This is a genomic window from Mesorhizobium sp. 43Arga, from assembly GCF_053714255.1.
On sequence record NZ_JBSKBO010000010.1, the window covers coordinates 43388 to 63923 of the forward strand.

Annotated in this window: 22 protein-coding genes; 15 read left to right on the forward strand and 7 right to left on the reverse strand. The window is 65.2% G+C overall.

The features are described 5' to 3' along the window. Window positions 1–20 precede the first annotated feature (20 nt). Genes ACWGS8_RS27965 through ACWGS8_RS27975 form a run of 3 tightly spaced genes read left to right on the forward strand, consistent with a single transcriptional unit; the run spans window position 21 to window position 3654 of the window. Window positions 21–1409: a M16 family metallopeptidase gene (locus ACWGS8_RS27965; RefSeq protein WP_454583960.1), complete on the forward strand. Its 1389-nt coding sequence runs from the start codon at window positions 21–23 to the stop codon at window positions 1407–1409. Between the two features lie 2 nt (window positions 1410–1411). After that, complete coding sequence (locus ACWGS8_RS27970) at window positions 1412–2788, forward strand: M16 family metallopeptidase (protein ID WP_454583961.1); 1377 nt, start codon at window positions 1412–1414, stop codon at window positions 2786–2788. Beyond that, a complete protein-coding gene (locus ACWGS8_RS27975; RefSeq protein ID WP_454583962.1) occupies window positions 2785–3654 on the forward strand; it encodes a patatin-like phospholipase family protein in 870 nt (289 codons plus the stop codon). The genes ACWGS8_RS27970 and ACWGS8_RS27975 overlap by 4 nt, the downstream gene beginning before the upstream one ends. Before the next feature lie 6 nt (window positions 3655–3660). Here ACWGS8_RS27975 and ACWGS8_RS27980 read toward each other — a convergent pair whose 3' ends face one another. Continuing rightward, window positions 3661–4197: a dihydrofolate reductase family protein gene (locus ACWGS8_RS27980; protein WP_454583963.1), complete on the reverse strand. Its 537-nt coding sequence runs from the start codon at window positions 4195–4197 to the stop codon at window positions 3661–3663. Window positions 4198–4410: 213 nt separating this feature from the next. Continuing rightward, window positions 4411–4980, reverse strand: coding sequence for an elongation factor P (efp, locus tag ACWGS8_RS27985; protein WP_096456789.1), 570 nt, complete (start codon window positions 4978–4980; stop codon window positions 4411–4413). 114 nt (window positions 4981–5094) lie between these two features. Here efp and epmA point away from each other — a divergent pair, with 114 nt between their 5' ends. After that, window positions 5095–6141, forward strand: a complete 1047-nt coding sequence (gene epmA, locus ACWGS8_RS27990; RefSeq protein ID WP_454583964.1) for an EF-P lysine aminoacylase EpmA — start codon at window positions 5095–5097, stop codon at window positions 6139–6141. Window positions 6142–6166: 25 nt separating this feature from the next. Here the strand turns inward: epmA and ACWGS8_RS27995 are convergent, their stop codons facing one another. Continuing rightward, on the reverse strand, window positions 6167–6583 hold the full coding sequence (locus ACWGS8_RS27995; RefSeq protein ID WP_027042200.1) for a VOC family protein: 417 nt from the start codon (window positions 6581–6583) through the stop codon (window positions 6167–6169). Between the two features lie 168 nt (window positions 6584–6751). On the opposite strand from ACWGS8_RS27995, the gene ACWGS8_RS28000 reads away from it, so the two are divergent. The 9 genes from ACWGS8_RS28000 (at window position 6752) to ACWGS8_RS28040 (ending at window position 15323) form a co-directional block, all read left to right on the forward strand. After that, the gene (locus ACWGS8_RS28000) at window positions 6752–8095 is read left to right on the forward strand and encodes a TldD/PmbA family protein (protein ID WP_454583965.1); all 1344 of its coding nucleotides are present in this window, start codon (window positions 6752–6754) and stop codon (window positions 8093–8095) included. Continuing rightward, entirely contained in the window at window positions 8082–8891 is an 810-nt protein-coding gene (locus ACWGS8_RS28005) for a 3'(2'),5'-bisphosphate nucleotidase CysQ (RefSeq protein ID WP_454583966.1), read from the forward strand. The genes ACWGS8_RS28000 and ACWGS8_RS28005 overlap by 14 nt, the downstream gene beginning before the upstream one ends. Window positions 8892–8967: 76 nt before the next feature. After that, a complete protein-coding gene (locus ACWGS8_RS28010; protein WP_032929795.1) occupies window positions 8968–9213 on the forward strand; it encodes a DUF4170 domain-containing protein in 246 nt (81 codons plus the stop codon). Between the two features lie 5 nt (window positions 9214–9218). Then, entirely contained in the window at window positions 9219–10010 is a 792-nt protein-coding gene (locus ACWGS8_RS28015) for a lysophospholipid acyltransferase family protein (protein ID WP_454583967.1), read from the forward strand. Continuing rightward, entirely contained in the window at window positions 10007–11323 is a 1317-nt protein-coding gene (waaA, locus tag ACWGS8_RS28020) for a lipid IV(A) 3-deoxy-D-manno-octulosonic acid transferase (protein WP_454583968.1), read from the forward strand. Before ACWGS8_RS28015 ends, waaA begins: the two co-directional genes overlap by 4 nt. A gap of 1 nt (window position 11324) precedes the next feature. Next, window positions 11325–12350 carry a tetraacyldisaccharide 4'-kinase gene (gene lpxK, locus ACWGS8_RS28025; protein ID WP_454583969.1) on the forward strand — a complete coding sequence of 342 codons (1026 nt, stop codon included), beginning with the start codon at window positions 11325–11327 and terminating at the stop codon, window positions 12348–12350. Between the two features lie 261 nt (window positions 12351–12611). Further along, the gene (locus ACWGS8_RS28030) at window positions 12612–12935 is read left to right on the forward strand and encodes an antibiotic biosynthesis monooxygenase family protein (protein ID WP_454583970.1); all 324 of its coding nucleotides are present in this window, start codon (window positions 12612–12614) and stop codon (window positions 12933–12935) included. 9 nt (window positions 12936–12944) lie between these two features. Further along, complete coding sequence (locus ACWGS8_RS28035) at window positions 12945–14384, forward strand: MFS transporter (RefSeq protein WP_454583971.1); 1440 nt, start codon at window positions 12945–12947, stop codon at window positions 14382–14384. 42 nt (window positions 14385–14426) lie between these two features. Further along, window positions 14427–15323: a sigma-70 family RNA polymerase sigma factor gene (locus ACWGS8_RS28040; RefSeq protein WP_454583972.1), complete on the forward strand. Its 897-nt coding sequence runs from the start codon at window positions 14427–14429 to the stop codon at window positions 15321–15323. 17 nt (window positions 15324–15340) lie between these two features. Here ACWGS8_RS28040 and ACWGS8_RS28045 read toward each other — a convergent pair whose 3' ends face one another. Next, a complete protein-coding gene (locus tag ACWGS8_RS28045; RefSeq protein WP_454583973.1) occupies window positions 15341–15574 on the reverse strand; it encodes a DUF2093 domain-containing protein in 234 nt (77 codons plus the stop codon). Window positions 15575–15883: 309 nt separating this feature from the next. On the opposite strand from ACWGS8_RS28045, the gene ACWGS8_RS28050 reads away from it, so the two are divergent. Further along, on the forward strand, window positions 15884–16288 hold the full coding sequence (locus tag ACWGS8_RS28050; protein ID WP_454583974.1) for a hypothetical protein: 405 nt from the start codon (window positions 15884–15886) through the stop codon (window positions 16286–16288). Between the two features lie 25 nt (window positions 16289–16313). On the opposite strand, the gene ACWGS8_RS28055 is transcribed toward ACWGS8_RS28050, so the two are convergent. After that, window positions 16314–17240, reverse strand: coding sequence for a LysR family transcriptional regulator (locus tag ACWGS8_RS28055; protein ID WP_454583975.1), 927 nt, complete (start codon window positions 17238–17240; stop codon window positions 16314–16316). A 92-nt stretch (window positions 17241–17332) separates the two neighbouring features. Here ACWGS8_RS28055 and ACWGS8_RS28060 point away from each other — a divergent pair, with 92 nt between their 5' ends. Beyond that, window positions 17333–18226, forward strand: coding sequence for a DMT family transporter (locus ACWGS8_RS28060; RefSeq protein WP_454583976.1), 894 nt, complete (start codon window positions 17333–17335; stop codon window positions 18224–18226). A 72-nt stretch (window positions 18227–18298) separates the two neighbouring features. Here the strand turns inward: ACWGS8_RS28060 and ACWGS8_RS28065 are convergent, their stop codons facing one another. After that, window positions 18299–18613, reverse strand: a complete 315-nt coding sequence (locus ACWGS8_RS28065; protein ID WP_454583977.1) for a DUF1905 domain-containing protein — start codon at window positions 18611–18613, stop codon at window positions 18299–18301. 4 nt (window positions 18614–18617) lie between these two features. Continuing rightward, the gene (gene mutL, locus ACWGS8_RS28070) at window positions 18618–20507 is read right to left on the reverse strand and encodes a DNA mismatch repair endonuclease MutL (protein WP_454583978.1); all 1890 of its coding nucleotides are present in this window, start codon (window positions 20505–20507) and stop codon (window positions 18618–18620) included. Window positions 20508–20536: the final 29 nt, after the last annotated feature.

The window sequence follows — 20536 nt, forward strand, 5'->3', positions numbered from 1 at the left end:
CCGAGAAACCGGAGCAACTGATGACATTTCAGGCTGAATGGCTGCGCGCAACGCTGCTGGTGACGTCGCTGGCTTTCACTATGACCGGCCCGGCGCAGGCCGGCAGTTCCGTGTTGGTCAACACGAAGCCGGACGAGTTCAAGGTGACGGATTTCCTGCTCGACAACGGCATGGAAGTGGTCGTCATTCCCGACCACCGCGCGCCGATCGTCACCCACATGGTCTGGTACAAGATCGGCAGCGCCGACGAGCCGCCCGGCAAATCCGGCATCGCCCATTTCTTCGAGCATCTGATGTTCAAGGCGACGACCAATCACGCCGCCGGCGAGTTCGACCGCGCCGTCTCCGACATTGGCGGCTCCAACAACGCCTTCACCTCCTACGATTACACCGCCTTCCACGAGACGGTGGCGCCCTCGGCGCTCGAGCAGATGATGGGCTTCGAGGCCGACCGCATGCGCAACCTCATTCTTACCGACGACGTCATCAAGACCGAGCGCGATGTCATCTTGGAAGAGCGCCGCTCGCGCATCGACAACAATCCGCAGGCGGTGCTCGACGAGGAGGTCGACGCGACGCTGTGGCAGAACCAGCCCTACCGCATCCCCGTCATCGGGTGGATGCAGGAGATGGAGCAGCTCAACCGCACCGACGCCGTCGCCTTCTACGACAAATACTACCGGCCCAACAACGCCGTGCTGATCGTGGCCGGCGATGTCGAGCCGGAGACGGTCAAGGCGCTGGCCGAAAAGACCTATGGCAAGGTGGCGCGCGGGCCGGATCTGCCGCCGCGCATCCGCCCGGTCGAGCCGGAGCAGAACACCAAGCGCACGGTCACGCTCGCCGACGCCCGCGTCAGCGTGCCGAGTTTCTCCACGCAATGGGTGGTGCCGTCCTACCACACCGCCAAGCCGGGCGAGGCCGAGGCGCTCGACCTCCTGGCCGAGATCCTAGGCGGCGGCAACCGCAGCCGGCTCTACCAGACGCTGGTGGTCAAGCAAGGCATCGCTTCCAACGCCGGCGCGTATTTCCAGGGCACCATGCTCGACGACACCAATTTCACCGTCTATGGCGCGCCGCGGGGCGACGCCAAGCTGGCCGACGTCGAGGCCGCCGTCGATGCGGAGGTGGCGCGCATCGTCAGCGGTGGCGTCACACCGGATGAGCTTGAAAAGGCCAAGGACCGCTATATCAGGTCGATGGTCTTTGCCCGCGACAAGCAGGACTCCATGGCCGAAATCTATGGCTCGACGCTGGCCACCGGCGGCAATGTGCAGGACGTCCAGCAATGGCCGGACCGCATCCGCAAGGTCACGGCGGACGAGGTCAAGGCCGTCGCCGCGCGCTACCTGGTGCTCGCCCGCTCGACGACCGGCTATCTCTTGCCGCAGCAACAGGCGGGGAATTGATGATGACGAACCAGCACCGCGTCTCTTTCCCTTATCCCACAAGGGGAGAAGGGAAGGCCCTGCACGCCCTCGCAACCCTCTTCCTCTCCATCCTCTTCCTGATCCTGCCCGCGCTTGCTGCCCGCGCCATGGACATCCAGCAGGTCACCTCGTCGAAAGGCATCACCGCCTGGCTGGTCGAGGATTATTCCGTCCCGATCGTCGCCGTCCGTTTCGTCTTCGGCGGCGGCTCGACGCAGGACCCGGTGGGCAAGGAAGGACTGGCCAATCTGATGACCGGCCTGTTCGACGAAGGCGCCGGGCCTCTCGATTCGGAAGCCTTCCAGGTCAGGCTCGACGATGCCGGCGCCGAGATGAGCTTCGACGAGACCCGCGACGGCGTCTATGGCTCCATGCGCATGCTGGCCGAGCAGCGCGACGAGGCCTTCGACCTGTTGCGGCTGGCGGTCAACGAGCCGCGCTTCGACCAGGCGCCGATCGACCGCATCCGCGCTCAGATCCTGTCCGGCATCATCGCCAACGAGAATGATCCCGACACGGTGGCGCAGCACAAATGGGCGCGCGCCGTCTATGGCGACCATCCCTATTCGCGCTCCGACCAGGGCACCAGGCAGAGCATCGCCGCCATCACGCAAGACGATCTGAAAGCCCTGCACAGAGCGGTCTTCGCTCGCGGCGGCCTGCATGTCGCCGTGGTCGGCGCCATCGATGCCGAGACGCTGAAGAAGAAGCTGGACATGGTGTTCGGTGACCTGCCTGAGAAACAGGCGCTCACCTCTGTCGCCGATGTCGAGCCGAAGCTGGCGCAGCGCGTCGAGGTCAATTACGACCTGCCGCAGACCTCGCTGCAGCTCGCCTGGCCGGGCGTGAACCGCAAGTCGGCGGATTTCTTCCCCACTGTGCTGATGAACGAAATCCTCGGCGGCGGCACCTTCACCTCGCGCCTGTTCTCGGAGGTGCGCGAAAAGCGCGGGCTGGCCTACAGCGTCAATTCCTCGCTGGTCAACCAGGACCATGCCAACGCGCTGATCGTAACCACCGGCACGCGTTCGGACCGCGCGGCCGAGACACTCGGCATCGTGCGCGACGTCGCCAGGCAGTTGGCAGAGGAAGGCCCGACCGAGGCTGAACTGGCGGCGACCAAGAAGTACCTGATCGGCGCCTATGCTATCACCAATCTGGACTCTTCGAGTTCCATCGCCGCGACGCTGGTCGAATTGCAGCTCGACGATCTGGGCATCGACTACATGCAGCGCCGTGCCGGCTATATCAACGCGGTGACGCTCGACCAGGTCAAGGCGGCGGCGAAGAAGCTGCTGACGGCCGAGCCGACCATCATGGTGGTCGGGCCGCCGCTGGCCGGAGCCGGCAAGGGATGAGCCCAACCTTCGGCATAGCCTTCGGCGGCGGCGGCGCGCGTGGTCTCGCGCATATCCATGTCATCGAGGCGCTGGACGAGCTCGGCATCAAGCCGGTGGCGATCGCCGGCTCCTCTATCGGCGCCATCATGGGCGCCGGCATGGCCGCGGGCATGTCCGGCAAGGAGATCCACGACTATGCCAGCTCGATCCTCGGCCGCCGCTCCGAGGTGGCGAGCCGCATGTGGCGCGCGCGGCCCGGCACGATCGCGGAGGCCATGCAGAACGGCATCCGGGTCAGCCAGTTCAATGTCGAGCGCATCCTCAAGGCGTTCCTGCCCGAGGCCATCCCCGAAACCTTCGCCGCGCTGAAGATCCCGCTGAAGGTGACGGCGACCGACTATTTCGGCCACAAGCTCGCTGTCTTCGACGAAGGCGACCTGCATTCCGCGCTTGCCGCCTCGGCCGCCATTCCCGCCGTGTTCCGCCCGGTGACGCGCGACGGCAGGCTGCTGATCGACGGCGGCATCTACAACCCCGTGCCCTTCGATCTCATCGAGGACGACGCCGACATCATCATCGGCGTCGACGTCGTCGGCGCGCCGGAAGAGGCCGACCGCAAGCATCCGACCTCCGTCGACCTGATGTTCGGCGCCACGCAACTGATGATGCAGTCGATCATCGCCAACAAGCTGAAACAAAGCCGCCCCGACATACTGGTCCGCCCGGCCGTCTCGAAATTCCGCGTGCTCGATTTCCTGAAGATCGACGCCCTGATGCGCGAGACGGCGGACATCAAGGATCAGCTGAAGCGCGAGGTGGAGCGGGTGGTGGAGGCGCGCAATGGCGCTGCCATCAAGGGGAGGCGAGGGAAGAAGGCGGGGTGAGGCCGGCTAAGACTTCGCCGGCGCATACTCCAGCGCCACAACGCCGTTGCTGAACGGCGTGGCCGAAATCAGCTCGAGCGGCACTTGTTCGCCCGGCGGGAACAACGGCTTGCCCTGGCCCACAGTCCCAGGATAGCTGAGCAGCCTGACGCGGTCGACCAGCCCATGGCGCAGCAATTCCTGCGCGACGCTGAGGCTGCCATGCACATAGATGTTGCCGCCCCTGCCTTGCTTCAGCGTCCTCACAGCTTCCGGCAACGCTCCCCTGAGGAGCTCGGCCGGTTTCCAGTCGAGCGCCTTCAAGGTGGTCGAGGCGACGTATTTCGGCAGTGCGTTGAACCGGTCGGCGAAATCCCCGGTTTCCTTGGGCCACGAGGCGGCAAAGATCTCATAGGTCGTGCGCCCCAGAAGCATGGCGCCGCTGTCGGCGAGTTCATCCTCCTTGAACCTGTTCATCTCGTCATTCCAGGTCACGCCAGGCAATTTCTCGACCTCGGCAATGCCATCGACGCTGATGAATTCGGTGACGATAAGTTTTCTCATGGTGTTCTCCTCTTCGTTCAAAGGACGAACGGCATGGGGCGTTTGCTACAGGCTCCACGAGAAAAAGCGCTGTACTTCGTTGTTTTAGCCAAGGTCAGAGGCAAGCGCTGACATCAGCCGACCTGATGTTAGGCGCCTGTTGATTGAGCGGTCGGTCATCGTCAACAGACCGAAACGGGGTTGCCGAGATTTTCGTAACGGCACGGGCGGCCCTCAGTCCTTCGCCCGCTCCACATAAGACCCGTCCGCCGTCATCACCACCACGCGGGTGCCCGGAGCGATGTGCGGGGGCACGGCGGTGCGCACGCCGTTGGAGAGCACGGCGGGCTTGTAGGAGGACGAGGCCGTCTGGCCCTTGGTCGTCGGTTCGGTCTCGACCACTTCGAAAGTGGCGCGCTGCGGCAGGACCAGGGAAATCGCGATGCCGTTGAACTGCGAGACCTGCACCGGCATGCCTTCCTGCAGATAAGGTGCCGCGTCGCCGACCACGGCTTCGCTCACCGCCACCTGGTCGTAGGTTTCCGGGTTCATGAAGTGGTAGCCTTCGCCGTCGGCGTAGAGGAAGGTGTGCTCGCGCTCCTCGACATAGGCGCGCTCCACCTGTTCGGTGGTGCGGTAGCGCTCCGAAACCTTCACCCCGTCGCCGATGCGGCGCATGTCGAGCTGCGTCACGGGCGTGCCCTTGCCTGGGTGGATGTTTTCAGCAAAGAGGATCACATAAAGCTTGCCGTCCTTGTCGACGACATTGCCTTTACGGAGCGAACTGGCGATGACTTTCACCACGGTTTTAAATCCTGCGAGAGTTAGTGGGCGTTTGCCGGCTTGTGCGGCGCTGGTAGCGCATCTCGGCGCGAACCGCCAGCCCCCAAGGCGCGCCAGCACGCCTTCAAATCGCCCATGACCGCCGCTTCGCCCTGGTGGACGCCTGACGTTCACGCCGACCGGCGCCCGCGCCTGATGCTGCGCAACGGCCTCACGGCCGCTCTGCGCGACTGGTTTGCCCGCAACGATTTCATCGAGGTGGAAACGGCGGCGCTGCAGGTCTCGCCCGGCAATGAGGCGCATCTGGCGGCTTTCGCCACGCAAGCGATCGGACCGGATGGCGCGCACGCGCCGCTCTATCTCCACACCTCGCCGGAATTCGCCTGCAAGAAGCTGCTCGCCGCCGGCGAGGCCAGGATTTTCAGCCTAGGTGCCGTCTGGCGCAACCGCGAGCGCGGCCCCTTGCATCATCCCGAATTCACCATGCTCGAATGGTACCGGGTGGGCGAGGCCTACGAGAGCCTGATGCGCGATTGCGCCGATCTGCTCGCGCTGGCCGCGACGCGGGCAGGGGCGACGCGCTTTTCCTTCAGGAGCCGCGAATGCGATCCGTTCGCCGAGCCGGAACGGCTGACGGTGGCGGACGCCTTTTCTCGCCATGCCGGCATCGATCTCCTGGCCACGGTCGCCGCGGATGGCGGCACCGACCGGGACGCGCTCTACGCCGCCTTGACCAAAGCCGGCCTGCGCACGGCCCTCGACGACAGCTGGGCCGACCTGTTCAGCCGCGTGATGGTGGAAAAGATCGAGCCGTTCCTCGGGCAGGGGCGCGCGACCATCCTGTGCGAATATCCGGTCGCCGAGGCGGCGCTTGCCCGGCCAAGCCCGCGCGACCCGCGCGTCGCCGAGCGCTTCGAGCTCTATTGCTGCGGCGTCGAACTCGCCAACGGCTTTGGCGAACTGACCGACGCCGAGGAGCAGCGCCGGCGCTTCATCCTCGAAATGGACGAGAAAGAGCGCATCTATGGTGAGCGCTACCCGCTGGACGAGGATTTTCTCGCCGCCCTTGCCATCATGCCGCAGGCCAGCGGCATCGCGCTCGGCTTCGACCGGCTGGTTATGCTGGCCACCGGCGCGCAGAAAATAGAGGACGTGATCTGGACGCCGGTCGCGGGCTCTTGAGCCACAGGCCGCATGGTGGCCGGTCTCAGTGTGCGAAAACCTGCTCCAGCGAGCGAAAACCCTTGAATTCCAGGGCGTTGCCGGAGGGATCGCGGATGAACAGCGTCGCCTGTTCGCCCGGCTCGCCCTTGAAGCGGACCATTGGCCGTTCCAGCCAATCTATGTCGTCGCGCGCTTCCAGCCGGGTCGCCAGGCGCTGCCAGTCATCCATCAGCAGCACGGCGCCGAAATGCGGGATCGGCACCAGAATGCCGTCGACCTTGCCGTCGCTGGCGGCTTGCGCGGCCTGCGGCCGCAAATGCGCCGACATCTGGTGGCCGTAAAGATCGAAGTCCACCCAGGTCGCCGACGAGCGGCCGATCGCGCAGCCCAGCACTTCGCCATAGAAAGTGCGGGTTTCATCGAGATCACGGACCGGGAAGGCGAGATGGAAAGGCGTCATGAAGGATGCTCCGTGCGGGCTGCGGGCTGATTGTGCGTCACAGGGTTCGCGATGGGAACCATGCAGCGATGCATTTTGATTGAAGCCTGTGCCATTGCACAAGCCGGACCGGAACAATAGATGGGTGGGCGCGGCCGCAAGCTGGCTGCGACAAGCAGGATCACAGGCATGGCCGACACATCAGACGCTAAAAAACTGACCGACCGCGTCGCGGCGCTGGTCGAGGCCGCCAAGAAGGCCGGCGCCGATGCCGCCGACGCGGTTGCCGTGCGCGGCCGCTCCACCGGCGTGTCGGTTCGGCTCGGCAAGGTCGAGGCCACCGAATCGTCGGAGGCCGAGGATGTCTCGCTGCGCGTCTTCGTCGGCCAGAAAGTGGCGAGCGTCTCGGCCACTGCCGCGTCCGATCCGCGCGCACTCGCCGAGCGCGCTGTTGCCATGGCGAAAGTCTCGCCCGAGGATCCTTATCAGGGTCTCGCCGATCCGGCGCTGCTGGCCAAACAGACGCGCGATCTCGACCTGTTCGACGCCACCGAAGTGTCGGCCGACCAGTTGAAGGAAGCGGCGCTTGCGGCCGAAGCGGCGGCACTTGCCGTCAAGGGCGTGACCAATTCGGCTGGCAGCGGCGCCAGTGCCGGGCTGGGCGGCATCGTGCTGGCCACCTCGCACGGCTTCATCGGCCACTATGTCGGCTCGCGCTTCTCGCGGTCCGCCAGCGTCATCGCCGGCGAGGGCACCGGCATGGAGCGCGACTATGAATTCTCCTCGCGCCAGCACTTTGCCGATCTCGATGCGCCGGAGGATATCGGCCGCAAGGCCGGCGAACGCGCCGTGCGCCGCATCGGCGCGCGCAAGGCGGCGACCGGGCCGGTCGACGTGGTGTTCGACCCGCGCGTCGCGCGCGGCATCGCCGGCCATCTTGCCGGCGCCATCAACGGCGCGTCCGTGGCGCGCAAGACCTCGTTCCTGCGCGACATGATGGGCAAGCCGGTGGCGGCGTCCGCCATCACCGTAACCGACGAGCCGCTCAGGCCACGTGGCCAGGCCTCGCGACCCTTTGACGGCGAAGGCGTCGAGGGCGAAAAGCTTCTCATGGTCGATAAGGGGGTGCTCAACCACTGGTTCCTGTCGACTTCGGCAGCGCGCGAACTGGGATTGATCACCAACGGCCGCGGCTCGCGCAGCGGCTCCTCCGTCTCGCCGTCCTCCACCAATCTCGCCATCGAGCCGGGCGAACGCTCGCCGGAGGATTTGATCAAGTCGCTCAAGAGCGGCTTCTACGTCACCGAAGTGTTTGGCCAGGGCGTCGACATGGTGACCGGCGAATACAGCCGCGGCGCCTCCGGTTTCTGGATCGAGAACGGCGAGCTGGCCTATCCGGTCGCCGAAGTCACCATCGCCTCCAACCTGAAGACCATGTTCCTCAACATGGTGCCGGCGAATGATCTCGACCGCAATTTCGGCACCGCCGCGCCGACGCTCCTGATCGAAGGCATGACCCTTGCAGGAGCCTGAACTGACCGCTGTCCCTTCCGGCACCATTGCGGATCTGCCGCTGCTGCGCGACGCCGCCCGCGAGGCGGGTCTGATCGCCATGCGCTACTTCGGCAACAGCCCGCAGGTCTGGATGAAGGGCGGTACCTCGCCGGTCAGCGAAGCCGACCATGCGGCGGACGCCTATCTGCGCCGTACGCTGCTGGCGGCGCGGCCCGACTATGGCTGGCTATCGGAAGAGACGGTCGACGATCCGGTGCGGCTTTCGGCGCGCCGCACCTTCGTCGTCGATCCGATCGACGGCACGCGCGGCTTCCTCGAGGGACAGCGCACCTGGTGCGTCAGCGTCGCTGTGGTCGAAGAGGGCCGCACGCTTGCCGGCGTGCTCGAATGCCCGGCAATGGACGAGACTTATTGGGCGCTGCCCGGTCAGGGCGCGTTCCGCAATGGCAAGCGCGTTGGCGTGCGCACGCTTGGCGACAAGGCCGAGATTTCAGGGTTGAAGCAGCTGATCGACCTGGTGCCGGCCGGCTGGCAGAAGCGGCTGGTACGGGCGCCCTACAGTCCCTCGCTTGCCTACCGCCTGGCGATGATCGCCAACGGCACGCTCGACGCCACCTTCGTCAAGCCGAATGCGCATGACTGGGACATCGCCGCCGCCGATCTCATCCTGCGCGAGGCCGGCGGCCGGTTGCTCGACCCGCATGGCCGTGCGCCGCTCTATGCCGGCGAGGTGACCCGCCACGGCGCGCTCGCGGCCGGCAGCGGTGAATTGCTGGCGGTGCTCGTCGATGTCATTGCCGGGCTGGATGCGTGAAAGCACATTCGCAGGTTCCAAAGTCGGCGGCTTTGGTCTAGACCTGTCACAAACTCACAATATGTGAAGGACCGACATGACCGCGGAAGACGGGAAGAAACAGCTTTTGCATCTGGTGTTCGGCGGCGAACTGAAGAAGCTTGGGGGCACCGAGTTCCGCGATCTCGACGGGCTCGACATTGTCGGTATCTATCCCGACTATCAATCCGCGCACACGGCGTGGAAGGCCAAGGCGCAAGCCAGCGTGGACAATGCCCATATGCGTTATTTCGTCGTTCATCTGCACCGTCTGCTGGATCCCGACAACAAGGCTGCCGGTTGACTTCGATGGAGCATGACCTGGCGAAAGGGCCAGCCAGCGAGGCTGCCCCGACTGGCAGGGGCGGCAGCCGCGCGACCAAGACGTTCTGGCGCAAGGTGCGCGAACCGCTGGCGCAATCGCGATTCGTCAAGAACGCCATTGCCAGCCTGCTCGCGCAGTTCGTGCGCCTGGTCCGCCTGACCAGCCCCCTGGTCGCTGGCTCGGCGCGCTTTTCGGGCGGCGCCTATTCCGAATTCGAGCCCGGCATCATCGCTCTGTGGCACGGCCAGCATCTGTTGACGCCTGCCTATTACCCCAAGCGCAAGCCGCTGGTCGCCATGGTGTCGCGCAGCGCCGATGCCGAACTCAACGCGCTGATGTTGGAGAAATTCGGCATCGAGGCGGTGCGCGGTTCCGGCGGGCGCGACAATGCCCGGCATCTCGACAAGGGTGGGGCCAAGGCCCTGATCGCCCTCAAAAAGTCGCTCACATCAGGCAAGAACGTCGCCATGATCGCAGACATTCCGCATGGCACCCCGCGGGACGCAGGGCTCGGTATCGTTCTCCTGGCGCGCCTCTCGGGTCGGCCGCTGCTGCCTGTTGCCATCGCCACCAGCCGCCGCAAGGTGCTGGAAAAGAGCTGGGACAAGACCACCATCAACCTGCCTTTCGGCCGTTCCGCCGTGACCATCGGCGCGCCGATCTTTGTCGCGGCCGACGCCGATGACGCCGAAATGGAGCGCAAGCGCCAGGAAATCACCACCGCTCTCAATGCCGCGACGGCCGAGGCCTACCGTCTCGTGGATGGCCGGCGATGAGCGGTCGCTGGGCGCGCGCCATGCTGACGGCATACCGTTTCGCCGGTGCCGCGGCCTATCCGCTGGTCGGACCCTACGTCGCCTGGCGCACCTCGCGCGGCAAGGAAGACCGCCACCGTCGCCGCGAGCGCTACGGCGTCGCCGGGCGCCCGCGCCCCGAAGGGCCTGTCATCTGGATCCATGCCGCGAGCGTCGGCGAGACCATAGCCGTCGTGCCGCTGGTCGAAAGCATTCTCGATTATGGCGTCAACATCGTGCTGACCACCGGCACCGTGACATCGGCCCAGGTCGCCGACGAGCGGCTCGGCGACCGTATCATCCACCAATATGTGCCGCTCGATCTCAAGCCGGCGGTCAGCCGGTTCCTCGATCACTGGCAGCCGGACCTGGCGATCATCGCCGAATCCGAGATCTGGCCGATGACCATCCTCGAGCTTGGCGCGCGCCACGTGCCGCAGGTGCTGGTCAATGGCAGGCTGTCCGACCGCTCTTTCACCTCCTGGAAGAAGCGCGCCAACCTCGCCGAGGCGCTGTTCGAGAATCTCGCCCATGTCGTTGCCCAGTCCGATGTCGACGGTGAGCGTTTTCGCGCGCTTGGCGCCCGCCCGGTCACCGTCTCGGGCAACCTCAAGGTCGACACCAACCCGCCGCCGGTCGACGAACGGGTATTGGCCTCCTTGCAGCGGCAGATCGGCGGCCGCCCGACCTGGGCCGCGATCTCGACCCATGATGGCGAGGAAGTGGTCGCGGCGGAGGTCCACGCGACGCTGCACAAGCGTCACCACGGTCTGCTGACGATCGTCGTTCCGCGCCATCCCGATCGCGCCGAAACCCTTTCCGCGCAGATTTCCGGCATGGGGCTGAAGGTCGCGCGCCGCAGCAAGGGCGACCGCATCGGGCCTGATACCGATATCCTGCTCGGTGACACGATCGGCGAGATGGGGCTCTATCTGCGGTTGACCGAAATCGCCTTCGTCGGCCGCTCGCTGACCTCCGAGGGCGGCCAGAATCCGCTCGAACCGGCAATGCTCGACACGGCGGTTCTCGCCGGCCGCAATGTGCAGAATTTCCGCGAGGCCTATCAGCGCCTGATCGACAGCGGCGGCGCCAAGCTCGTGCGTGATCGCGACATGCTGGCCGGCGCCGTCAACTTCCTTTTGACCAACGAAGTGGCGCGCCACGAGATGATGGCGGCGGGGGTGGCGACCGTCGACGAGATGCGCGGCGCGCTGGCGCGCACGCTGAAATCGCTCGAACCCTACATCCAGCCGCTGGTCGTCAAGTCGCGCCTGAAGGGCGCCAACGGGCGCTAGCGTGGCCTCCGAAGCACCACCATTCTGGTGGGAAGAGCCGGACTGGAAAGTCCTGGCACTGTCGCCGCTGTCGGCCGTCTATGCGCTCGTCGCCGGCCGCGGCATGCGGCGCGCCAGACGTGAGAAGATCGAGGCACCGGTCCTGTGCGTCGGCAATTTCACCGTCGGCGGCACCGGCAAGACGCCGGTCGCCATCGCGCTGGCGCAACAGGCCAAGCGCATGCGGCTGAAGCCCGGTTTCCTGTCGCGCGGCCATGGCGGCTCCTTTGCCGAGCCGCATGTCGTCGATGCCGATCACGATGCCGCCAGGCATGTCGGCGATGAGCCGCTGCTTCTGGCAGAACATGCACCGGTCGCGGTGACGCCGAACCGCGCCGCCGGCGCCCGGCTGCTCATCGAAAAGCACGGCTGCGATTTCCTGATCATGGATGATGGCTTTCAGAGCGCTCGCATCCATATCGACTACGCGCTAATCGTGGTCGACGCCCGCTACGGCATCGGCAATGGCCGCGTCATTCCGGGCGGCCCGCTCAGGGCCAAGATCGTCGACCAGCTGGTCTTCACCAGCGGGCTGTTGAAGATGGGCGAGGGCACCGCCGCCGATGCCGTGGTGCGCCAGGCGGCGCGCGCCGGCCGGCCGATCTTCGAGGCGCATACGGAGCCAAGCAGCAAGGCCGGGCTTGCCGGCAGGCAGTTCCTGGCCTTCGCCGGCATCGGCCATCCCGACAAGTTCTTCGACACGGTGCGCGAGGCCGGCGGCGACGTGGTTCTCTCCAAGCCCTTTCCGGACCATCATTTCTACGCCGAGGACGAACTCGCCGAACTTGCGGCGACGGCACGCACCGAGGGGCTCGGCCTGATCACCACGGCCAAGGACGCCGCCCGGTTGCGCCACGGCGCCTCGCAGGATTTTCTCAACAGGCTCGAGGTGCTCGAAATCGACACGGTTTTCGAGCTCGACCATGCGCCCGAACGCATCATCGAGGAAACGCTCGATGCCTGGCGGCAGCGCAAACTGAGAGGCTGATCGAAGGTCGGCAATCGGTCGCAATCGACGACTATTTACGGCGCCCGCACAACTTGAAGCTCATGGTCGGGTTCCAGGAACGCGGCGCGTACGGCCAGGCAGTTCAAGCGAAATTTTTTTAGCACACCGGTCCGTTTGCCTGCTCCGATTCGTCTTGGTGTCGAAGGATGTTGGTCAGCCGATCCGGCGGGTCGAGAACCAGCGCCCTTGTTGCCAGAACCCTGGCGACCTCATCGAGTGAGCCGAGACCGGAGCCCAATCATGGAAACCACCATTCGCGTCGATCGCGCCGTAACCACGCTCGTCAACATCTTCACGGTCGAACCCGGTAGTCAGCCGAAGGTGCTCGCTCTCCTTCGCGAGGGCATTGAGACCATATTCAGCAAGATGCCAGGCTGGATCTCATCGAACGTCCTTGAAAGCAGGGACGGAAGCCAGGTGATCGTCTATTCGCAATGGCAGGATGCCAGACATATCGATGCCTTTCGCGAGGATGCTCGGATGAGCCCGTATTTCCAGCGATTTGGCCCCTTGGCAAAGCACGAGTCTGCCATCTGCGACGTCTCCTGCAGTCTCCACGCCTGAGGGAAAACCATGGTCGTGCCGGCAAACAGTTCCAACAGCACATGGGTGCTCGTGCTCGCTTCGGCCGCGAACCTGATGGTGGGGCTCGACGCATTGGTGGTGTCCACCGCCTTGACCGCGATCGGGCGCGACCTCGGAGCCTCGATTGAGGCGCTGGAATGGACGGTCAACGCCTACACCCTCAGCTTCGCCGCCTTTCTTCTGACAGCCGCGGCCCTGGGCGATCGGTTCGGCCGCCGGCGCCTCTTCGTCGTCGGCCTGACGCTGTTCGTCGTCGCCTCGTGCGCCTGCGCGCTGGCGTCCAGCATCGGTTGGCTCATTGCCGCCCGTGCCGTTCAGGGTGTCGGCGCCGCCATCGTTATGCCACTCGCGCTGGCGCAGATCAGCACGGCGTTTCCGCCCGATCGCCGGGGCTGGGCACTCGGTATCTACAGCAGCGTCGCCGGGCTCTCGACCGTGCTCGGGCCGGTCGTCGGCGGCGTTGTCACGGAGGGCTTGGCGTGGCGGTGGATCTTCTGGGTGAACCTGCCGATCGGGTTGGCAGCCGCTGTGTTGGCTGTTGCCAGGCTGCGTGAGAGCTTCGGCGCAAAGAAGGAGGCCGTCGATCTGCTCGGTCTGCTGCTGGCGACGGGCGCTGCCCTCGGCTTGGTCTGGGGTTTGGTTCGTGCCAACATTGCCGGCTGGGGAAGTTTCGAAGTTCTGTCATCATTGGCGGGTGGCGCATTGTCGGTCATGCTGCTCGTGGCTTGGGAGCTTCGTTGCGCCCAACCGATGATCCCCATGCGCTTCTTTCGCATTCGCGCCTTCGCCGCCGGCAATATCGCGATGTTCTTCCTCAACGCGGCGTTGATGAGTGCGATCTTCTTCATGGCACAGTTCCAGCAGGTGGCCCTGGGCGCAGGCCCCCTGATCGCCGGCTTGAGACTGCTGCCCTGGGGGGTCGCGGTCATATTCGGTGCGCGGTCCGCCGCCGGCTTCGCCAAACGGTTTGGTGACGCTCGCCTGATCGTGTTCGGCCTCGTGGTCCAGGCGGCGGGCCTAGGCTGGATTGCGCTCATCGCTGACCCGGGCATTGTCTATACCGAAATGATCCTGCCGATGATCCTGACCGGCGCCGGCTTCGCGGTGGCGGTAACCATCACGCAGAAGACTGTCATCGGCGCGGTTGCCATGCCCGACATCGGCAAGGCGTCGGGCACGCTCAGCACGATCCGCCAACTCGGCGGCGCCTTTGGCGTGGCTCTCACCGTGGCAGCTTTCGCCCGGGCCGGGAGCCACGCGACACCCATGGCCTTCAGCCAAGGCTTTGCTGTTGCCAGTGGCGTTTCCGCGATGCTGTCCCTTGCTGGCGCCGGGGCCGGGCTGTTTATGGCCGGAAAGCGCGACAAGACACACATTGCACCGTCGTCTGGCCCGCTCCCTCTGTCGAACCCGGGCGACAAGAGATAGCCTGGAGGCCAATTCCATGGAGGATCGGCTTTGTCGGAAGGCATGATAGGCGATGCTCGATCCGAGGTGCCGCCAAAGCCCCTGCAGCAGCTTTTGGGCGAGCTGAGGCCGAGGCTGCATCGCTATTGCGCGCGGATGACCGGCTCGGTCATCGATGGCGAGGACGTCGTCCAGGAAACCATGCTGAAGGCGATGGAGGCGGCGCCAACGGCAGGGCCGATCGCCAATCCCGAGGGTTGGCTGTTTCGCATCGCCCACCATGCGGCCTTGGACTTCCTGCGCCGACGGATGCGTGAGGAAACCCATCATTCGAACGAGGATTTGGAGATGATCGCGGCCGCAAGGAACCCCGTCGAGGACCGCCTGATCGTGGCGGCCAGCCTACGCACTTTCATGCGACTGCCGGCATCTCAACGCAGCAGCGTCATCCTGAGCGATGTGCTCGGTCATTCCCTGCGGGAGATTTGCGACATAGTTGGCGGCAGCGTCCCTGCCGCCAAGGCAGCGCTGCAGCGAGGACGGTTCCGCCTCCGCGTGCTCGCCGAGGAGGCTGGTGATACGCCCGTTCCCGCGCTGGCCGAACCGGAGCGGACAAGGCTCAAGACTTATGTCGAGCGGTTCAATGCGCATGATTTCGACGCGGTCAGGGCCATGCTGGCCGAAGACGTGCGCCTTGATGTCGTCAACCGGGTTCGCCTCGACGGGAAGAAGAAGGTGGCGCCCTATTTCAGTAACTATGCCACGCGGCCGCACTGGCGCTTTGTTCCAGGTTTCGTCGACCAACACCCGGCGATCCTGGTCCATGACGGTGATGACCCTGATCAGCGGCTGAAATACTTCATCCTCTTGGAGTGGGCGGACGGGCAGGTTGTTAGCATCCGCGACTTCGTCTTCGCGCGTTACGCGATGGAAGGCGCCGAACTGGTGGTGATGGACTGAGCCCGGAGGCTGCTCGCTCAACGCCGGCTGCGCAGCTCCGGATGCACCTCGATTTCGCGGCGCAGCGAGGCGGTGGCGCTGACGTAAGGCTCCTGCCTGGCGACGCTCCAGTATTTCAGTTCGTCCAGGGGGATGTTTTCCCCGGTCACCGCGCAGCGCACGAACGAGCCGGGGCTGGTGACCTGGAAATCGCCATCGAGATAGCGGATGCGGGCTTCCTTGCCGCCCGGGCCTTCGAAACGGTTCATCATGCGGTGGTGCCGAGGTTCATACGGATTTCATCGCCACAAATCGCCGGCCAGGTCAAGCTTGCGACAAGCCTCGGACAATGCTGAGGCGCTAGGATACGTGTGAAAAGCGCTTTTATCGGGGGCATGATGGATATTTCTTCCGCCCGCCTGGCTTCCTTGCTCAAGGAGGCGATGACGCCGCAACCCGTACCGTTGGCGAAGGCCGATCCGGTCAGGACGGCGCTGGTCAGGGAACTGGTCCAGCCCGCCGCACCCTCCTTGTTCGCCCAACGCACGGCGCCCGCTTTGCTGGCGATGCCCGTGGCCCCGATGGCCGTCAAATCGCAGCAGATTGCTTCTTCCGGCATTGTCGAGGCCTATCAGGCCCAGCTCGACACGCGCGACGAGGCGGTGTTGGCAACGATCGTGGCGAAAAGAGCAGCGCCTGGGGCCGAAATGCAGCGCGGCGCCGTGCCGCCTTCGGCAACGGCCAATGACAACGCGCCCGCCAGAGCCGCTGGGGTGTCCTTGCTGTCGTTTATCCCGCCGCAGGTTCCGGGGCCGCAAGACGCCGGCGCCATGGGGATGCCGGCGGGACGGCGAAGGCCAGCCAATCAATCTCACGCCGCGGCACCCAATCCCGAGGGCCTGCTGGTGAGGATCGGCTTTGTTTCGATCATGACCGGTTTGCTGGCAACAATGATGTTCGGATTCGTTCTGCTGCTGCTTCGCTGAACGAATCGGAGATAGGCCGGGAAACCTATCGCTCCGCTTCGATGAACGCCTCGATCTTGTCCGGCGCCAATCCGGCCTGCTGCGCGATGCGGCGGGCAAGGTCCGCCGCGGCGCTGCGTGGCCGTCCCAGCGGCCGGTCGAGCCAATAGGACACTGGATTGAGCGCGGTGCGATCATCGACCGCGGTGATTCGGCCGGACTGCAACTGATGCCCGGTCAACGGTGGACGCGACAGCGCAATGCCGAGCCCGTAAGCGGCGGCGTCGAGCACCAGATTGTAATCCTCGAAGCGGCGATCCTGTGGGCGCGGACGATAATCCATGCCTTGCGCGGCAAACCAGGCGCGCCAGGCGGAGGCGTCGGAATCATTGATCAGCGGGAATTTGAGCAGCCGGGCGGGGTCGCCTCGGCCGATCTCGCGAGCCAGTGCCGGTGATGCGACGGGAAAGACATGCTCCTCGAACAACTGCACCGAGACGCGGCCGGGAATGCCGCCACGGCCGCAGCGGATCGACAGGTCGATGCCTTCATCGGCAAGGTCGGCCTGGCGGATATCGACATCGAGCACGATGCGCAGTTTGGTCGGATTGCTCTCCAATGCCGCCATGCGCGGCATCAGCCACAGCCCGCTCACCGAGGGGATCGAGGTCAGCCGCACCACCGCCGTGCCGCGCGGCTCGACCCAGCGGTCGGAATGGCTCGAAATCAGCGCGAAAGCCTCCGACGTGCGCAGATGCAGCCGATTGCCTTCGATCGTCAGCGTCACGCCGCGCGCACCGCGATCGAATACTTTCAGGCCCAGCCAGTCCTCGAGTTTGGCGATCTGCCGGCTGATGGCGCCATGGGTGATGTTGAGCCTTTCGGCGGCTGCCGAAAAACTGCCGGTTCGCGCCGCCGCGTCGAAGGCACGCAGGGTTTCGAGCGGCACCATTGTGTCTGAGCTGTGATCCATAGTCACAGGTGATCCTCGATTTGGTCGTTTGTCAACAAGCAGGAAAAGGCGTTTTGTGGCTTCCAGGACGGGAACAGCATGAGGACGGTGAGATGAACGCGATGACGGGCACGTTGAATCAGACACAGCGGATGGACACCACCGCCGCCGTCGCCGTGGCGCTGACCGTGGTCGGCTGGGCCTCCGCCTTTCCGGCGATCCGCGCCGGCCTTGCCGCCTTCGGGCCGCTGGAACTGGGCGCCCTGCGTTTCGCCATCGCCGCGGTGCCGGCGGCGATTTTCCTTGCCGTCAAGCGTCCGGCACTGCCCAGGCTCGACGAGGTGTGGCGCCTCGTCTTTGGCGGCGCAATTTTCGTCGCGCTCTACACTGTCATGCTCAACTTCGGCGAACTGACCGTCTCGGCCGGTGCCGCTGGCTTCATCATCAATGTCAGCCCGATCTTCACCGCCATCATGGCGATGGCTTTACTCGGCGAACGCTTTTCAAAGTGGGCCTGGGCCGGCACGGCGATATCCTTCGCCGGCATCGGCATCATAGCAATGGCAGACGGACAAGGCTTGCGTTTCAATGCCGGTGCACTGCTCGTGCTTGGCTCCGCGCTCTGTTCGGCCGTCAACACCATCGTCCAGAAGCCGCTGTTTGCCCGGCATCACCCGCTGACCATCTCGGCCTCGAATATGATCCTTGGCGCACTTTGTCTGTCCCCCTTTCTGCCGAGCGGTTTTGCGCAGGCTGCAGTCGCCAACACCGCCGGTCTCGGCGCCGTCATCTTTCTTGGCATCGTGCCCAGCCTGATTGCCTATGCCGCTTGGGCAACCGCGCTATCGCGTCTGCCGGCCGCACGTGCCTCGAACTTCCTCTATCTGGTTTCGCCGATGTCTGCCCTGATCGGCTTCTTCTGGTTGGGCGAAGTGCCGACGCTGCTCGGCATCCTCGGCGGCGCGCTGGCGCTCGGCGGCGTCATCGTGGTGAATTTGAAGCGTTAGACCAAAGGGTTGGCTGCCTTTCCCGAATCAGGACGAGAGCCGCGCCAGAATTGTTGACCCCCACGGACCGCGTTATCGGCCGCGAAGGTGTATCGCGATCGAAGCGGAAATCGAATCGCCTGCCGTTAGATTGCACTTGCGCCTGACGTCGTCCTTCAGGGGCAAAAGATAGCTTCCGTCCTTGGGAAACAGCGATGTGCCGAACATGAAGCCGTCAATGGTCGCCTCGACAGGTATCACCCCCCAGCCATAGGTCGCGAACTTCGCGACCTTTTTGATCTCTTCGCCATGCTGATCGGGTATCGGCGCGAAGAAGTATGGCGAAGGGCCCCTCCAGTGGATCACCTCGGCTTCGAACTGGAACCGGACCGTCTGTTCGCCGCTCACAGGCTCACCGCCGCCCGAACAGCCGCTCGATATCCGCCAGCTTCAGCTCGATATAGGTCGGCCGGCCATGGTTGCAGGTGCCGGATCCCGGCGTCGCCTCCATCTGGCGCAGCAGCGCGTTCATCTCCTCGGCCTTGAGAAGCCGGCCGGAGCGCACCGAGCCGTGGCACGCCATGGTGGCGGCGATCTTGTCCAGCCTTTCCTTGAGCGTCTCGACTGTGTCGTTGTCGGCGATCTCGTCGGCGAGGTCACGCACCAATTGCTGGACATTGGTTTCGCCCAGCATCGACGGCGTCTCGCGCACGGCAACGGCGCCCGGGCCGAAACGCTCGATGCCGAGGCCAAAGCGGGCGAGCGTTTCGGAATGCATGGCGAGCCGCTCGGCATCCTCTTCCGGCAGGTCGATGATCTCAGGCAGAAGCAGCATCTGCGAGGGCACGGGGCGCGAATGCAGGGCGTTCTTCAATGCCTCATAGACCAGCCGCTCATGTGCCGCGTGCTGGTCGACGATGACGAGTGAATCTCTGGTCTGGGCAACGATATAGTTCTCATGCACCTGCGCGCGGGCCGCACCGAGCACCGTGCCGAGCAGCGTCTGCGCCGCCTCGGCCTGCCCGGCGCGCGCATCGGCGCTGGCAAGCGGGCCGGCATCGAACGCCGCCTGACCAGGTTCGCCAAACCCGCCATGCCTTACGCCGGCGCGTTCGAAGCCCGCACCTTCGAATTGAATGTCGAGCGGCCGCTGCGGCGAGCGCGAGGAATCGAAGCCGGTGGGGCCGGATGCATGGAATGCCGCTTCGTAGCTGCGATGGCCATTGGCGGGGCCGCCATGATTGTAGGGTGCGGCGCCTGGCCGGAACGCCGCCATCATGCCGGCGGCTCCCGTCGTGGCCGAGCGGACGCCGGCATCCGCCAGTGCCTGGCGGATGGCGCCGACGATCAGCCCGCGCACCAAGCCCGGATCGCGGAAGCGCACATCGGCCTTGGCCGGGTGGACATTGACGTCGACGATGGCCGGATCGAGCGAAAGAAACAGCACCGTCACCGCGTGGCGGTCGCGCGGCAGTACATCGGCGAAGGCGCCGCGGATGGCGCCGGCGATCAGCTTGTCACGCACCGGCCTGCCATTGACATAGGCATATTGCTGCAGTGCGTTGGCGCGGGTGAAGGACGGGATCGACACATGGCCGGTCAGATGCACGCCTTCGCGCATCGCGTCGATGGGAATCGAATTGTCGGGAAACTCGGCCCCCATCACCTGGGCGACGCGGCGCAAGCTGCCTTCCGGACTGTCGTCGGTCGCCGGCAATTCCAGGGTCGAGCGATCGGAACCGGCGAGCGTGAACCGCACGGCCGGGAAGGCGATGGCGATGCGTTTGACCACATCGCTGGTGGCCGAGCTTTCGGCGCGCTCGCCCTTCATGAATTTGAGCCTCGCCGGCGTGGCGAAGAACAGGTCGCGCACCTCGACCGTGGTGCCGCGGTTGGCTGCCGCCGGCCTGACAGGCAGCACGCGGCCGCCCTCTATGCCGATCTCGGCGGCACTGTCGCCCAAAGCCGTGCGCGAGCGGATCGACAGCCGCGACACCGAGCCGATCGACGGCAGCGCCTCGCCGCGAAAGCCGAGCGAGCGGATGTCGTTGATATCATCGGCGAGCTTGGAGGTGCAGTGGCGCGCGATCGCCAGCGCCAACTCCGGTTCGGGGATGCCGGAACCGTCATCGGTGACGCGGATCAGGTTCAGCCCGCCGCCTGAAGTGACGATTTCGACGCGCGAGGCGCCGGCATCGAGCGCATTCTCGACCAGTTCCTTGACCACGCTCGCCGGACGCTCGATGACTTCGCCGGCGGCGATCTGGTTGATCATCGTTTCGGAAAGCTGGCGAATGGGCATGGGATACTATAGGCGGATTCGGGACCGCT

Excerpts from the sequence above, each read along its gene's own strand:
- ACWGS8_RS27965 (WP_454583960.1), top strand. The coding sequence starts at position 21 with ATGACATTTCAGGCTGAATGGCTGCGCGCAACGCTGCTGGTGACGTCG.
- ACWGS8_RS27970 (WP_454583961.1), top strand. The coding sequence starts at position 1,412 with ATGACGAACCAGCACCGCGTCTCTTTCCCTTATCCCACAAGGGGAGAA.
- ACWGS8_RS27975 (WP_454583962.1), top strand. The coding sequence starts at position 2,785 with ATGAGCCCAACCTTCGGCATAGCCTTCGGCGGCGGCGGCGCGCGTGGT.
- ACWGS8_RS27980 (WP_454583963.1), bottom strand. The coding sequence starts at position 4,197 with ATGAGAAAACTTATCGTCACCGAATTCATCAGCGTCGATGGCATTGCC.
- epmA (WP_454583964.1), top strand. The coding sequence starts at position 5,095 with ATGACCGCCGCTTCGCCCTGGTGGACGCCTGACGTTCACGCCGACCGG.
- ACWGS8_RS27995 (WP_027042200.1), bottom strand. The coding sequence starts at position 6,583 with ATGACGCCTTTCCATCTCGCCTTCCCGGTCCGTGATCTCGATGAAACC.
- ACWGS8_RS28000 (WP_454583965.1), top strand. The coding sequence starts at position 6,752 with ATGGCCGACACATCAGACGCTAAAAAACTGACCGACCGCGTCGCGGCG.
- ACWGS8_RS28010 (WP_032929795.1), top strand. The coding sequence starts at position 8,968 with ATGACCGCGGAAGACGGGAAGAAACAGCTTTTGCATCTGGTGTTCGGC.
- ACWGS8_RS28015 (WP_454583967.1), top strand. The coding sequence starts at position 9,219 with ATGGAGCATGACCTGGCGAAAGGGCCAGCCAGCGAGGCTGCCCCGACT.
- waaA (WP_454583968.1), top strand. The coding sequence starts at position 10,007 with ATGAGCGGTCGCTGGGCGCGCGCCATGCTGACGGCATACCGTTTCGCC.
- ACWGS8_RS28030 (WP_454583970.1), top strand. The coding sequence starts at position 12,612 with ATGGAAACCACCATTCGCGTCGATCGCGCCGTAACCACGCTCGTCAAC.
- ACWGS8_RS28035 (WP_454583971.1), top strand. The coding sequence starts at position 12,945 with ATGGTCGTGCCGGCAAACAGTTCCAACAGCACATGGGTGCTCGTGCTC.
- ACWGS8_RS28040 (WP_454583972.1), top strand. The coding sequence starts at position 14,427 with ATGATAGGCGATGCTCGATCCGAGGTGCCGCCAAAGCCCCTGCAGCAG.
- ACWGS8_RS28045 (WP_454583973.1), bottom strand. The coding sequence starts at position 15,574 with ATGATGAACCGTTTCGAAGGCCCGGGCGGCAAGGAAGCCCGCATCCGC.
- ACWGS8_RS28050 (WP_454583974.1), top strand. The coding sequence starts at position 15,884 with ATGGCCGTCAAATCGCAGCAGATTGCTTCTTCCGGCATTGTCGAGGCC.
- ACWGS8_RS28055 (WP_454583975.1), bottom strand. The coding sequence starts at position 17,240 with ATGGATCACAGCTCAGACACAATGGTGCCGCTCGAAACCCTGCGTGCC.
- ACWGS8_RS28060 (WP_454583976.1), top strand. The coding sequence starts at position 17,333 with ATGAACGCGATGACGGGCACGTTGAATCAGACACAGCGGATGGACACC.
- mutL (WP_454583978.1), bottom strand. The coding sequence starts at position 20,507 with ATGCCCATTCGCCAGCTTTCCGAAACGATGATCAACCAGATCGCCGCC.